At 55.1% G+C, this 13,857-nt stretch carries 16 protein-coding genes; 8 read left to right on the top strand and 8 right to left on the bottom strand.

Annotated features, from left to right (window positions below; genetic code table 11):
* Nucleotides 1-33: 33 nt before the first annotated feature.
* Nucleotides 34-669 (bottom strand): DsbA family oxidoreductase, encoded by a 636-nt coding sequence (locus ACN0TS_RS00080; protein ID WP_417257281.1) that lies wholly within the window; start codon nt 667-669, stop codon nt 34-36.
* Nucleotides 670-947: 278 nt separating this feature from the next.
* Here ACN0TS_RS00080 and ACN0TS_RS00075 point away from each other — a divergent pair, with 278 nt between their 5' ends.
* Together ACN0TS_RS00075 and ACN0TS_RS00070 are read left to right on the top strand one after the other, a co-directional pair.
* The gene (locus ACN0TS_RS00075; protein WP_417257280.1) at nt 948-1,172 is read left to right on the top strand and encodes a hypothetical protein; all 225 of its coding nucleotides are present in this window, start codon (nt 948-950) and stop codon (nt 1,170-1,172) included.
* 150 nt (nt 1,173-1,322) lie between these two features.
* A complete protein-coding gene (locus tag ACN0TS_RS00070; RefSeq protein ID WP_417258153.1) occupies nt 1,323-1,988 on the top strand; it encodes a helix-turn-helix domain-containing protein in 666 nt (221 codons plus the stop codon).
* 52 nt (nt 1,989-2,040) lie between these two features.
* On the opposite strand, the gene ACN0TS_RS00065 is transcribed toward ACN0TS_RS00070, so the two are convergent.
* Together ACN0TS_RS00065 and ACN0TS_RS00060 are read right to left on the bottom strand one after the other, a co-directional pair.
* Complete coding sequence (locus ACN0TS_RS00065) at nt 2,041-2,517, bottom strand: arsenate reductase ArsC (RefSeq protein ID WP_417257279.1); 477 nt, start codon at nt 2,515-2,517, stop codon at nt 2,041-2,043.
* 184 nt (nt 2,518-2,701) lie between these two features.
* Nucleotides 2,702-4,516 (bottom strand): extracellular solute-binding protein, encoded by a 1,815-nt coding sequence (locus ACN0TS_RS00060; protein WP_417257278.1) that lies wholly within the window; start codon nt 4,514-4,516, stop codon nt 2,702-2,704.
* Between the two features lie 389 nt (nt 4,517-4,905).
* On the opposite strand from ACN0TS_RS00060, the gene ACN0TS_RS00055 reads away from it, so the two are divergent.
* The 3 genes from ACN0TS_RS00055 to ACN0TS_RS00045 are packed head-to-tail and all read left to right on the top strand — an operon-like array spanning nt 4,906 to nt 7,113.
* A complete protein-coding gene (locus ACN0TS_RS00055; protein ID WP_417257277.1) occupies nt 4,906-5,679 on the top strand; it encodes a 3-hydroxybutyrate dehydrogenase in 774 nt (257 codons plus the stop codon).
* A complete protein-coding gene (locus ACN0TS_RS00050) occupies nt 5,676-6,032 on the top strand; it encodes a pentapeptide repeat-containing protein (RefSeq protein ID WP_417257276.1) in 357 nt (118 codons plus the stop codon). Before ACN0TS_RS00055 ends, ACN0TS_RS00050 begins: the two co-directional genes overlap by 4 nt.
* A 1-nt stretch (nt 6,033) precedes the next feature.
* Nucleotides 6,034-7,113 (top strand): patatin-like phospholipase family protein, encoded by a 1,080-nt coding sequence (locus tag ACN0TS_RS00045; RefSeq protein ID WP_417257275.1) that lies wholly within the window; start codon nt 6,034-6,036, stop codon nt 7,111-7,113.
* 107 nt (nt 7,114-7,220) lie between these two features.
* Here the strand turns inward: ACN0TS_RS00045 and ACN0TS_RS00040 are convergent, their stop codons facing one another.
* From ACN0TS_RS00040 to ACN0TS_RS00025, 4 genes are all read right to left on the bottom strand, one after another.
* Nucleotides 7,221-7,433 (bottom strand): hypothetical protein, encoded by a 213-nt coding sequence (locus tag ACN0TS_RS00040; protein ID WP_417257274.1) that lies wholly within the window; start codon nt 7,431-7,433, stop codon nt 7,221-7,223.
* A gap of 80 nt (nt 7,434-7,513) precedes the next feature.
* Nucleotides 7,514-8,221: a DUF502 domain-containing protein gene (locus ACN0TS_RS00035; RefSeq protein WP_417257273.1), complete on the bottom strand. Its 708-nt coding sequence runs from the start codon at nt 8,219-8,221 to the stop codon at nt 7,514-7,516.
* 132 nt (nt 8,222-8,353) lie between these two features.
* The gene (locus tag ACN0TS_RS00030) at nt 8,354-9,265 is read right to left on the bottom strand and encodes a pseudouridine-5'-phosphate glycosidase (RefSeq protein WP_417257272.1); all 912 of its coding nucleotides are present in this window, start codon (nt 9,263-9,265) and stop codon (nt 8,354-8,356) included.
* A complete protein-coding gene (locus ACN0TS_RS00025; protein ID WP_417257271.1) occupies nt 9,262-10,155 on the bottom strand; it encodes a PfkB family carbohydrate kinase in 894 nt (297 codons plus the stop codon). Before ACN0TS_RS00025 ends, ACN0TS_RS00030 begins: the two co-directional genes overlap by 4 nt.
* A 280-nt stretch (nt 10,156-10,435) precedes the next feature.
* On the opposite strand from ACN0TS_RS00025, the gene rpsB reads away from it, so the two are divergent.
* The gene (rpsB, locus tag ACN0TS_RS00020; RefSeq protein WP_417257270.1) at nt 10,436-11,191 is read left to right on the top strand and encodes a 30S ribosomal protein S2; all 756 of its coding nucleotides are present in this window, start codon (nt 10,436-10,438) and stop codon (nt 11,189-11,191) included.
* A 96-nt stretch (nt 11,192-11,287) separates the two neighbouring features.
* Nucleotides 11,288-12,160, top strand: a complete 873-nt coding sequence (tsf, locus tag ACN0TS_RS00015) for a translation elongation factor Ts (RefSeq protein ID WP_417257269.1) — start codon at nt 11,288-11,290, stop codon at nt 12,158-12,160.
* A 425-nt stretch (nt 12,161-12,585) separates the two neighbouring features.
* On the opposite strand, the gene ACN0TS_RS00010 is transcribed toward tsf, so the two are convergent.
* Nucleotides 12,586-13,338, bottom strand: a complete 753-nt coding sequence (locus ACN0TS_RS00010) for an autoinducer binding domain-containing protein (RefSeq protein ID WP_417257268.1) — start codon at nt 13,336-13,338, stop codon at nt 12,586-12,588.
* A gap of 392 nt (nt 13,339-13,730) precedes the next feature.
* On the opposite strand from ACN0TS_RS00010, the gene ACN0TS_RS00005 reads away from it, so the two are divergent.
* Nucleotides 13,731-13,857: helix-turn-helix domain-containing protein (locus tag ACN0TS_RS00005; protein ID WP_417258152.1), on the top strand; the 127-nt coding region annotated here is incomplete at its 3' end.

Here is a 13,857-nt window from a genome sequence, read left to right as displayed (position 1 = left end):
TGCTCACAATGGGCGGCCATCGGCGCGAGTGGTTTACAGGTCTTTTTCGGCCAATTCATCAATGACTGAAATCCAAAGATCGCTTGATTGCGCTCCGGACACGGCGTGTTGGTTGGCGACAACGTAGAGCGGCACGCCTGTCACGCCGCGCTCGCGGGCGTGGGCGTCGCGGGCGCGGATCAGATCGACGTCCTCATCGGTGGCCAGTAGGCGGGACACCAGACTCGCGTCCATGCTCATGCTGTCGGCAACGTCGCACAGCACCTCGTGGTCGCCAATGTCGCGGCCATCATGGAAATAGGCGCGATAAAGCGCGGCGACAATTGGCGTTTGCATGCACTCAAGGCCCGCCCAATGGATCAGGCGGTGCGCGTCGAGCGTGTTTGGCGTGCGGGTGATTTTGCCCAAGTCGACCTTTGGAGCCTCTGCGGCGGCGGTTTCGACAATAGGGCGGTAGGCGTCAATCGCGCCCTGAACGCCACCGAATTTGGCTTCGAGATAGGCGCGCCGTTCCATGCCCTCGGCGGGCATGTCGGGATTCAATTGAAAGGGGTGCCATTCCACAACAAATTTGTGGTCCGGGCGGGCTTCCATTGCGCGGTCGAGACGGGCTTTGCCCAAGTAACACCACGGGCAAATCGGGTCGTGAAAGATGTCGAGTTTTATCATGCGTCAGGACATAGCGCGGCGCGGCGCGAATGGCGAGCAATATCACAAAAGGAAAATATTCTCCCGCATCACAATTTGCGTGAGCGCGGATGTTCTCCTTGCCCTATATCTTGCGCTTGGGGCGGGTTTGCAACTTTGCAAACTGCGCATATTCGCGCTTTGTTCGCGTAGCGTTCTGGTGTTTTTGGCGGGGTATTTGTAACAAATGCGGCGCTTTGTGGAATCGCGTTTTCGTGTTTAACTTCTTGTAACACATCAGTTTTTACGAGGGTTTCCACATGGCATATGTTTCTGACAACCGCTTCTCCACGGTTCAAGGTCGCGCACTTCAGGCAGACTCTTTCAAGTCATTCAAACTTCCTGCTGTGACGCTCGTTCTTGGCGCGGTTGCTGCCCTCGCTATCGCCGCAGGGGCCTTTAACTGGATCCCCGTTCAAACAGGAATGAGCGATGAGTTGAGCAATATCGAGTTCCTCACGGGCGTTATCGAAGGTGGCAAATAATCGCGCCATGCGCACATAGGTATAGGGCAGGCAAGACCTCACGAGCAGTGTGTCCCCCCAGCTTCTCGTCTGCCCCAAAGAGCCCCCGAAGATGCGGTAAACAGCATCCGGGGGTTTTCTTTTTACCCACAGACCGCCTAAATGCTCCCCATGACAGATGATCGCGCACAGACTTCCTCAAACCTCTCTGATGACACCGTTAATGACAGCCCGAGCCTGATCCGTTTGGCGCGGTCCCTTGATGGTCAGGATGAGGCGCATCCGCTTGACCTTGGGGCGCGGGTGCGGGAACTGCGCAAATCACATGGCTGGACCTTGGAGCAGGCTGCAGGGCAGGCGGGGTTGGCACGGTCTACATTGTCAAAGATCGAGAACGGTCAGATGTCACCAACCTATGAGGCGCTCAAGAAACTGGCCACGGGGTTGGAAATCTCTGTGCCGCAACTGTTTACGCCGCCGCGCAAGCAGCAGATTTCAGGTCGACTGACTACGACAAAGGCGGGTGAAGGTGCCGCACATGCGACCGCTACCTATGAGCATGAAATGTTGGCAGGGGCGCTGACCAAGAAACAAATGTTGCCCTATCGCGCAACCATCCGCGCCCGCAGCTTTGAGGAATTCGACGGGTGGGTGCGCCATGATGGCGAGGAATTTCTCTACGTTCTGACAGGGCAAATCTGTTTGATTACAGAGTTCTATGAGCCGATTGACATGCGGCGCGGAGATAGCGCCTATTACGACGCTTCAATGGGTCACAACGTGATTTCTCTGTCTCCCGAAGATGCGACAATCCTCTGGGTGACATCGCTCGATTAGAATGGCCTCAGCCCCACCAAGGGCAAAGGCCAAGCTAATTTACACTCGTTGCTTACGGCAGATTGCCGATCCGGTCGAGTTCGGCCTTGAGCGTGGCGGTGTCCATATCCTCGAACGGCAAGGCCAGCAGGGCAGCGGCGCGGCGTGACAGGATGTCATAGGCGGTCTGGAAGGCCGTTTCCCATTCATGCTGTGGAGCGGCTGCGGGATCTTCGACACCCCAATGGCTGCGCACAGGAGCGCCAGGCCAGTAGGGGCAGGTCTCGGCAGCAGCCGATCCGCAAACGGTGATCACAGCGTCCATTTGTGGCGCGTCATCGCCAGCGAACTCGTCCCAGCTTTTTGAGCGGGCGGTGGACATGTCGCGGCCTAACCCCTCAAGCAGGGTGATGGATTGCGGATGCACTTTGCCGCTCGGTTGTGAACCTGCGGAAAACGCGGTGATGCGACCTCCTGAGGCGGCATTAAGCTCGCTTTCAAGAAGGATCGAGCGGGCGGAGTTGCCCGTGCATAAGACAAGTATATTCATGGCGATGCATCTACGACGTTAACGTAACGGTTTTGCGACAGGTGTGAGCAGGGCGCGGATCAAAAGACCGCACCAACTGCTTTTGAGGTGGCTTTTACACCCGTTTTTACTGTTTTTCCCGCGACATAGGCGGGTGCGCAGGCCGTTAGGCCCGCACATAATAGGGCTGCCAGAACAAGCTTCATCATTCTTCCCAATACCACACATCCGGCTGCCAACCGATCCAGTCGCCGTAAATCGGTAGCGTTTCTGGGTAGGTCAGCTCTTTGGCATGGGCCATTCGTGAGATGTTCCACTGATAGACTGGAATCACGTAGCGCCCCGCAGTCAGAACGCGGTCGAGCGCGCGTGTAGCGGCGATGAAGTCTTCTTTGCTTTCAGAGGACAGCATGGTGTCGATCAGCCCGTCAACGGCGGCGGATTGCACGCCCATCAGATTGCGCGATCCTTCGGTATTGGCGGCTTCCGATCCCCAATAGGCCTTTTGCTCATTGCCCGGAGAGAGTGACAAGCCGCGACGGAAGGTGGTCATGCCGAAATCAAAGGTATCACTACGCTCGCGGTATTGCGGACGGTCGACCACGGTGATTTTCGGCGTGATGCCAATTTGGATGAGAGATTGCGTATAAGTATCTATAATGGATTGATTTTCATCATCACCGGTTTGCAGAAGGATCTCAAAGGTAAAGGGCTCACCTGCGGCATCTTTCATCACACCATCTTGGATCGTGTAGCCCGCTTGCTCGAATAGAGCCAAAGCGCGGCGCGTCGATTTGCGGTCGTTTAGTGAACCGGACGTGACGGGGAAGGTGTACCCCTCAAGCGTGTCGGGCGGTAGGTCGTCGGCATAGGGGGCAAGGAGTTCGGCCACACGTCCCTCTGCCGGACCGGGCCGCATCCCGAGAACAGAGTTGGAATAATACGAGGTGATCCGCTCCTGTTTCGATCCCGTCTGTACCTCGTTGATATATTCAAAGTTGAACGCCTCAATCAGGGCCTGACGGACGCGCCAGTCGGAGAACTGGGGCAGGCGGGTATTCATGACAAAGCCGGTCATGCCCGAGGGGCGTTCATGTGGGATGATGGATTTGACCACATCGCCGCGCTCTATGGCGGGGAAATCATATTGATCGTCCCATGTCTGGACGTTGAATTCACGGTTGAAGTTCAACTCTCCTGCCTTGAAGGCCTCAATGACCAATGACGAGTCGGCAAAGAATTCCCAGCGGATCGTGTCGAGATTGGCTTGGCCGCGCATGAACGGCACGTCTTTGCCCCAATAATCAGGGTTGCGGGTCAGCTCGACAAAGGTGCCAGGATCAAAGTCGGTGATTTGATAGGGAGCGGAGCCGATCGGGATCTGGTCGAAACCCGATTTGGTGAAGTCCTTGCCCTCCCATTGCGCCTTTTTCAAAATTGGACGCATCCCGACCAAAAGCGCCAGTTCGCGGTTGTCGGTGTTGAAGGTAAACTTGACCGAGCGGTCTCCCGTTTTCTCGATGCTTTCGATCTGGTTCCACAATGACACGTAGCGACCGTGGCCTTCGGTGCCGAGTTTTTCATAGGACCAAATCACATCCTCGACGGTCACGGGGCTGCCATCAGAGAATCGGGCTTCCGGACGAAGGGTAAATTCGGCCCATGTGCGGTCCTTATCCGTGTCGATTGTCTCGCACAGCAGGCAATAAAGTGTGAAAGGTTCGCTGTAGGCGCGGCCCATCAGACTTTCTGCCAACATGTAGCGCAACTGCCACGGTGAGGTGCCTTTTTGGATGAACGGGTTCAAACTGTCGAAGGTTCCGCCCTCGCCAGTGACGATCTTACCCCCTTTAGGGGCGTCGGGGTTGGCGTAGGGGAGGGACACGAAATCTTGTGGTAGATCGGGTGAACCATACATAGCTATGCCATGCATCGGCTCGGCCTGTGCGAGGCTCGCGCCCGCAAGGAGCGCCAGACTGGCGCTAGAAATGCGTAGCTTTTGGAAAATGTGAGTTGCCATATCGGACACAATGCCTCCGTCCCGTTTCTTCGTTGTGTGTGAGCCTAAGGCCCCGAGCATATGAATTCAAACTTTTAGCTTGGAGTGCCGCCACGAACGGCGTATAAAGACCTCACTGCTCGATAGGTTTCTTGCCTGTATGAAACCTGCCTCAATAACTTTGCGCCGGCCTTGTGCCGGCGTTTTTTTTGGCAAAATTTTGAGCGTTGACCCTAGGTCGCAGCCAACTATGCAAGGGTTTTAGAGGGTGTATCAATTCTCCCCCTGATTGCAGAGACCCGTCACGATCCGCACGCAATATTCAACGTTTCTTTGACGTTGACCGATTCTCTTTTTCCTATATGCGTTGTATAACTACATTAGTTCTAAATCGGATGAAGGGGACGCACATGGACGTCAAAGGGAAAACCGCGATTATTACCGGTTCCAATTCGGGGATCGGTCTCGGCGTTGCGCGTGAGCTTGCCAAGGCGGGCGTGAATGTTGTTCTCAACTCCTTTTCCGACACGGATGAAGATCACGCTTTGGCGAAAGATATTGCCGACGAATTCGGTGTCACGGCGCGCTATATCAAGGCCGATATGTCCAAAGCGTCCGAGTGCCGCGCCCTGATCGAGACGGCAGGCGTGTGTGATATTCTGGTGAATAACGCAGGTATTCAGCATGTAGCGGGGATCGACGAGTTCCCTGTCGAAAAATGGGATGCGATCATCGCCATCAATATGTCCTCAGCTTTCCACACTACTGCGGCGGCGCTGCCGCTTATGCGTAAGGCAGGGTGGGGACGCGTGATAAATATCGCTTCTGCCCACGGTCTGACCGCATCTCCGTACAAGTCAGCCTATGTCGCGGCCAAACACGGTGTGGTTGGTCTGACCAAAGTAACGGCTCTCGAAACCGCCCGTGAACCGATTACTGCCAATGCTATTTGCCCTGGCTATGTTCTAACTCCTTTGGTTGAAAAACAGATTCCTGATACAATGAAAAAATACGATATGGACCGCGAGACCGTTATCCGCGATGTGCTATTAGAGCGCCAACCCTCGAAAGAATTTGCCACAGTTGAACAACTGGGCGGCACCTGTCTGTTCCTTGCCTCCGATGCGGCGGCACAGATTACAGGCACGACAATATCCGTAGACGGGGGTTGGACGGCGCTATGATCGATAAGGCAAGCAAAGCGAATTTGGATCAACCGCCTCGTCAGAATAGGGCGCCTCTGGTGCTTGAGAATGCGGCCCTAGAAGGGTCGAAGTTCAGGCGCTGCAATCTTACCCACACGTTGATTATCAACTGTAATTTGATGGGGGTGGTGATTGACGATTGCAACCTGAGCAATATGTCGGTGCATAACGCTAATCTCACAGACGCACGGATTGAAAACGTCAATTACGCGGGCTCCACCGTGACCAACGCGAATTTGGCCGGAGTGAAAATCGAGAATTGTTCGTTGGAAGGCATGACCATCAACGGCATTCTGGTCGAAGACCTCCTGCGTAAATGGCAGGATGGATAGTTTGGGTAATGCGCACGCAGCGACGGGCGGGCCTAAACCGACCACATCGCCCAAGAAAATCAACCTCGCGCTTCAGGGCGGCGGGGCTCATGGTGCCTTCACTTGGGGTGTTCTGGATCGCCTGATTGACGATGACCGCATTGAGATAGCCGCGATTTCAGGAACGTCCGCAGGGGCGCTGAATGCGGCGGCCTATTGTTCCGGCTTGGTCAAAGGTGGAGCGGAAGGGGCGCGGGAGAGCCTTGATTGGGTTTGGGAGCAAATGGGCGCGATCTCGGATATGCGCTTGTCCTCATGGTTGACCCAATTCGGTCCAACAACCGCGATGATGACGCGTCTGGCCGAGACAGCTGTACCGTTTTCTTTCATTGAGAGTTTCGCGACTGTGATGTCGCCCTATGCCTACGGGCCATTTTATCAGAACCCCTTGGAGCGCATTGTCGACCGTCTGGATTTAAAGGCGTTGAGCAAAGAGGTTGGCCCTGCGCTATTCATCTCGACGACCAATGTGCGGACGGGAAAAATCCGGGTTTTCACCGATGATGAGGTGACAACAGAGGTGATCCTTGCCTCTGCTTGCCTGCCCGAGATGTTCAAAGCGGTTGAGATAACCGACCCGGAAACGGGTATCACCGATCCCTATTGGGACGGCGGCTACACGGGAAACCCCGCGCTGTTTCCCTTGTTTGAACCACAGTATCCCGATGATGTGGTGATCGTGAATATCAATCCGCTAGAGCGCCCTGGCACACCCACGACGCCAGAAGAAATTCAGAACAGAATCAATGAAATAAGCTTCAATTCTTCTCTGTTGCGTGAATTGCGCGCGGTGCAGTTCGTCAAGGATTTGCTTGGGGAACATCTGATGGCTAAAGGTAGTATGAAGGACGTGTTGGTGCATATGATTGGCGATGATGATCTGATGCGTGATCTGTCAGCGCGCACCAAACTTGCACCGTCGCCTGTCTTGCTAGGACGGATGAAAGAGGCGGGTAGGGTAGCCTGTTCGGCCTTTCTCGATGCTCATTTTGATGATTTGGGGGAGCGGGCGACCGTCGACCTTGAGGCGATGTTCTCCTAGCGGCATGCTACTAGCGGCTTTGATTCTGCGATATCACATATGAAAAAGGGCTCCGCGCACGGAGCCCTTTGTTTTGTGGAGACTTGCCGAGGTGCGGCAGAGTCGTCTTAGTGTGGTCCCATTACGGGAGCAGCAGGAGTGCTTGCGGCGCTTGCTAGTGCGGCGATGACCAGAGCGGTCATAAGGATCATGGGGACAATCTCCGCGCCCTGATGTTGAACGGACATTTCGATTTCCCCAGCTGGCATGTTCGTATCTTGAGCAAAGCTCGGGGTAGCAGCAAATAGACCGAGCGCGGCAGCAGCGACCAAATTCTTCATATTTTCTCTCCAAATAAAATATTTTGTGGAAAGAGCTTAGGAGGGTTTAGAACGCGCCGCAATAACATAGAGCCGGGTGCTTACACGTTTTCGGTGAGTGCCGTATTTTTAGGCTCACTCGGGTTTTTGGGGTTGGGGTAGACCAGACCTGCCGAGATCACCAGTTTCGCGGCATCTTCAACCGTCATGTCGAGTGTTATCAACTCGGAGCGTGGGAAAAACAGCAAGAAGCCAGAGGTCGGGTTCGGCGTTGTCGGGACAAAGACCGACACCATTTCATGTTCCTGCGGCGTGCGACTTGCGATTTCACCCTTGGCGTTGGTGGACACAAAGCCGATGGCCCAGACACCCTTGCGGGGATATTCGATCAAACAGGCCTCATCAAAGGAGGTCTCGGTCTGGGCAAACACAGTCTCGGCGATTTGCTTGGCGCCATTGTAGATCGAGCGCACAACAGGGGTGCGATCCACAAGCCCCTCGGCGAAGCGCAACAGCGAGCGTCCGACGAGGCCTTTGGCGATCCATCCGACAAAGATGGTGAACAGCAAAAAGATGATGACGCCCACACCGCGTAGGTTGATGCCGATATATTGCTCAGGCTGGAATTTTTGCGGCACAAAGGTCAGCGCCCATCCGTCGACCCAGCCAATCACGGTCCAGATGACATAGGCCGTCAGCCCGATCGGGGCCACAACAACGAGACCCGTCAAGAACGACGAGCGCAACCATCCCAAAAAGCCGCTGCGACGGTGTTTAGGGTGAATATCCTCATCGAATGGGTTGCTCATATGTGTCTGCCGTTCACTACCTAGTGGCCATGCGCGGTATCGCGGGCCAGTTCAACTGAACTTAGGCAGCCCTGTGTCGATGCACAAGTAAACCTCCCGCGATTTTATCTGTCTTTGGCGCCCTTTACGCCTTTATTTTGCGTAAGCGACCGCAATTTGTGCAGCGAGGCGAGCATTATTGCGCACGAGAGCGATATTGGCGACGAGAGAGCGGCCTTCGGTCAATTCGAACAGACGTTGCAACAAGAACGGCGTGACGGCTTTGGCGGCGATCCCTTGGCTTTCGGCTTCGGCGAGGGCTGTCTCGACAAAAGGCATGATCACATCGCGCGAAATTTCGTCCTCTTGCGGGATCGGGTTGGCCACCAGTTGGCCGCCCTTGAGTCCCATGGCTGCGCGGGTTTTGGCAGCTTTGGCGATCAGAGCAGGATCATCAAGGCGCAGCGGCGCGGTAATGCCCGAGGCACGGGACCAAAAGGCAGGCAGCTCGTCTTGTCCGACCGCAATCACAGGCACGCCGTGGGTTTCGAGGACTTCGAGCGTCTTCGGGATATCAAGGATGGCTTTGGGGCCTGCCGCAACCACTGTCACAGGGGTTTCTCCCAGTTCCAACAGGTCGGCGGAGATATCGAATGTTTCCTCCGCGCCGCGGTGAACACCACCGATCCCGCCCGTGGCAAAGACTGAAATCCCTGCGATATGTGCGGCAATCATGGTGGCGGCGACCGTAGTGGCCCCTGTGGCGCCCTTGGCGATGCACACGGGCATATCGGCGCGCGAGACCTTCATCACGTCTTTGGCCTGTGCCAACTCGGTGAGTTGATCGTCTGTCAGACCGATGTGCAACACGCCATTCAAAACGGCGATGGTTGCGGGGGTTGCCCCTGCATCCCGAATATCGGCCTCAACCATTTGCGCGGTTTCGACGTTTTGCGGGTATGGCATCCCGTGGGTGATGATTGTGCTTTCGAGAGCGACCACGGGCTCACCCGCTTTGAGCGCTTTGGCAACATCGGGGGCATAGGACAGGGGCAGGGTGGTCATAGGGGAGTGTCTCCAGAAACATAATGAGCGGCGGCTTGAAGCGCCTGATCTAGCGCGGCGTCGTCATCTGCGCCACGCAATTCGGCGGCAATATGCGCCGCCATAAACGTATCCCCCGCGCCCGTGACACGCGCCACAAGAACATCGGGTGGGGTTTTGGTGTAGATGTGCCCTGCGCGCGCCAGCGAGGCCTCTTCGCCGCCGTTGGTGACAAGCACACGGTGCGCACCTTTCTCAACAAGGGCGGTCGCAGCAGTGGTGGAGCTGTCAAATTCGCAATGCGCCAACAAGCCCGCTTCCTCAAGGTTCACGTAAAGTGTTGCCCGTGGATGGGTCAAAAGCGGCATCAACCGCTCGGCCTTCCCCGGAGAGGCAGGGGCGACCCGTAGATCGGCCTGAGCAAAGAGCGGCGAGCGCGCAATGTCTCGCAGCAATTCGGTCGTCAGGTTGCCATCAAGCGCCACAGGGCCCGCATAGGGCGAATCTTCCGAACCGAGACGCCCGTCCTTGAGGGGGCGCAAGATCTTGTCACCTGCCGCCTCAAGTGAATGGGCGTCGGCAATCGCGGCAATCAATCCGTTCGCGCCCTCAATGGCCATATAGCTATCCGTGGGCAGATCATCGGAGCGGTAGACATGCTGTGTATCGATGCCACGAACAGTGGCCGCTGCGATCAACTCGTCGCCCTCGGCATCGCGGCCCACCGTTGTAAGGAGCGAGGGCGAGAGGCCAAAACGCGACAGGGCCATAGCGATATTCATCGCCACACCACCAGGGACGCGCACGATCCGACCTGGGACGTCCGAACCCACGCGCATGGAGCGGTCAGAACGACCAATCACGTCCCAAAGGACCGAGCCGATACAAAGAATGTCATGTTGTGTTGTCATGGCCGTAAATGCCCCGTTTTTTGACCAAATGGCAAGAGATCGTAATGCAGATCAGGATGATAGCGCAAAAGAGCGCAATTTATGGGGAAAATGGCCGAAAAACCGTATGAAAGGTGCAGCAGGGCTTGCGCAGGGCGAAAAACGCTTCTATATGCGCGATCACTTCACAGGCGGAGGCGGGCTTTCAAGGGAGACATCCTTGCAAGTCCACCGGTTGGGGAGGCGGATTAGCCGTCACCCTGAGACCCTCCGCTAAGGCGTAAACCGGAAAGGACATTTCATGGCGCTTCCTGATTTCACCATGCGTCAGCTCTTGGAAGCTGGCGTTCACTATGGTCACCAGACCCAACGTTGGAACCCCCGTATGGGCGAGTTCATTTATGGCTCGCGTAACGGCATCCACATCTTCGACCTGACACAGACGGTTCCAATGCTGGACCAAGCGTTGCAGGTTGTTCGCGACACAGCCGCTAAAGGCGGCCGTATCCTCTTCGTCGGCACCAAACGTCAGGCCGCTGGCCCCGTTGCGGAAGCCGCAGAGAAATGCGCACAGTATTACATGAACCACCGCTGGCTCGGTGGCACGCTGACCAACTGGAAAACCGTTTCCCAGTCGATCCAGCGCCTCAACAAAATTGACGAGACACTCGGTGGCGGCGCAGAAGGCCTCACCAAGAAAGAGCGCCTCAACATGGAACGTGACCAAGCCAAATTGCAGGCGTCGCTCGGCGGCATCCGCGAAATGGGCGGTGTTCCTGATCTTCTCTTCGTCATCGACGTGAAAAAAGAGACCCTCGCAATTGCTGAAGCCAACAAACTGGGTATCCCTGTTGTGGCTGTTGTCGACTCCAACTGCCCACCAGATGGCATCGACTACATCATCCCAGGCAACGATGACGCTTCGCGCGCTATTGGCCTGTATACCGATCTTGTCGCTCGTGCCGCTCTTGACGGTATGACCGAACAGATGGGTGCCGCAGGCATCGATATCGGCGCGATGGAAGAAGCTCCCGCTGAAGAAGCTGCAACCGAGTAATCTCGACCGCGCTTTACACGATCAAACGGGGGCAGGGCAGTCCCGCCCCCGTTTCCAATCAATGTATCCGACCAAAGATTTTACAGGAGAGCCGACATGGCAATCACTGCTGCAATGGTGAAAGAACTGCGCGAAGCAACCTCCGCAGGCATGATGGACGCTAAAAAAGCGCTGACCGAAACTGATGGCGATTTCGACGCCGCGGTTGACTGGCTGCGCACCAAGGGTCTGGCGAAAGCCGCAAAGAAATCTGGCCGTACCGCCGCCGAGGGCCTCGTGGCCGTCGCCGTTGATGGTGGCAAAGGTGTTGCTGTTGAAGTGAACTCCGAGACCGATTTCGTTGCGAAAAACGCTGAATTCCAGAGCATGGTTAACTCTATCGCTCAGGCCGCTCTTAAGGTCTCCGACGTCGAAGCCCTCGCGTCGGCTGATGTCGATGGCAAAACCGTAGCGGAAACGATCACCGCCAAAATCGCCACTATCGGTGAAAACATGGGTTTGCGTCGCATGGCCTCTGTCGAAGGCGATACTGTTGTGTCCTACGTACACAACGCGGCTGCCGACGGCCTTGGCAAAATCGGTGTTCTTGTTGCCCTTAAAGGCGACGATGCGGCATTCGGCAAACAGGTTGCTATGCACATCGCTGCTGCCAATCCCGCTGCCCTTGGCGAAGCTGATCTCGATCCTGCTGTTGTCGAGAAAGAAAAGCAGGTCCAGATGGACATCGCTCGTGAGTCCGGCAAGCCCGAGAACATCATCGAGAACATGATCAAAGGTCGCATGAAGAAATTCATCGCCGAAAGCACGCTTTTGGGTCAGGCCTTTGTGATCAACCCCGATCTCACCGTGGAAAAAGCTGCGGCTGAAGCCGGTGTCGAGATTGTCGGTTTTGTGCGTCTCGAAGTGGGCGAAGGCATCGAAAAAGAAGAAGACAACTTCGCCGCTGAAGTTGCTGCAATGCAGGGCTAAGCTATATTTTTCAAATTGCTTTGAGGCCGGTGCGTTCTGCGCGTCGGCCTTTTTTTGTGGCCTGGGTTTTGGTGTGTTGCGCGGTGCGTTTTGACGTCTCCCAAACGGAAAACGGTGCCGAATAAATCGACACCGTTTCCTTTATCCGAGCATCGCAATTTCGGGATGAGATCACGCGATGGCCAGAATTTGAGATCGAGGGCAACGACCCGAAAAATAAGAGCGTCCCCCTCAGGGTTAAAGTTACCCAAAGATACAAAGGTCGCCCGAAAAGAGTGGACGTCACCTCGCATCCAGTTCCAAGGCTAAGCCTATGTCGACGGAACAGGTGCAATTTGCCTGACGTAACGTCCATTGAAAAGTAGGGAAAACCCTACCTTTGGCCAGAAGTTGGTTTTTTGTCGTAATATCAATGAGAAACGCAGCTAGGCTGTGTAGATCTGATTGTAAACGGACGCTTTGTGAATCGCTTGAGCTGTCGTCTCCACGTTCAAGGCCTCACGGGCGAGTCGTAGATGTTTCTCAACCGTGCCTGGAGTGAGCCCCATAATCTGAGCCGTGTCGACCACAGATTTTCCGCTGCCAACCCATTCAAGCACTTGAACCTGACGCTCGGTGAGAACCTTGCGGGGCAGGGGCAGGGACATGATTTTGAGGTGGGCAACCTCTGAAATCATCATGAGATGGTCCCCATGTTCATCCCACAATGCATCGGCCTTGGCTTGGTCGCCGTCATGTGGCGCCAGAGCATAGCCGACACCAGCTTTCTCGTGGCTGCGAGTTGTGCGGAAACCGAGTGTGTAACCCGCCATCATGCCGTGACGTTGGTTGTAGGCTAAGACTTCCTTTTGGGCCTCGTCCAAATTGTCGTAGTTTTCCGTTACCCAAGACCAAGACCGAGCGCCGACGTTTTCTAGCGCCCATTTGGCCATCGGTGCGTTTTTGTAGCGTTCCTCGCGGAGTATGAAGCCTTCGAGGTAATCGCTCGGGTAGTTGGTCAACACCAGATGATCGCTTTCATTTCCCATCCCGTTGGATGTCCGAAAGCGTGTAAAGGCATACATTGCCAGAGGATAACCGCAGTCCTGAATTGCGCTCAAAAGGACAAGCCACACTGTCTCTACAGATTCCGCGTCGATAATCGACCGCAGAATAAATTGAATACTCTTATGTTCCACATCGCCCCCCAATGGCTCGTGAGGTTGCAGAATGTTCAGGTTTGCATTTGTCTGTCAATTCCAAGCCTTAGAGTTTTTTCGCTTTGGTGTGAGCGCAGAGCGTCGCGTTTTAAAGATATCACATGTGTTGAATTGGAAAGGAAAGGTATAATTAGGTGATGAGCTGTGAGCCATGTTTGGCGGTAGTTCGGGCTTCCCTTGTATTTTCAATGCTCAATGAAGACAGTTTAATCTACATTTTTAACGATGAGCACTACAATGTGGCTCGGAAATATACGTCATAAATTTACATAATACTGATTATAAGTTTATTGCGACAGATGAGGTGCGCGCTACTTTGAAGTGCGACTCCTATTAGAAAACAATGAGTTATCTAATGAGGAGTCTATCGCATGGGAACGGTTTACACGCAACTTTCACTTCAAGAACGCCGTAGGATCGAAGATTGGTGGCTGGCAAAGGTCCCTGTTGCAGAGATGGCGCGCGTTTTGAAGCGCCACAAATCGACGATCTTCCGAG

It is taken from the genome of Celeribacter sp. (genome assembly GCF_048266405.1).
Lineage (GTDB): Bacteria > Pseudomonadota > Alphaproteobacteria > Rhodobacterales > Rhodobacteraceae > Celeribacter.
This window is presented reverse-complemented; position numbering and strand designations above follow the sequence as displayed.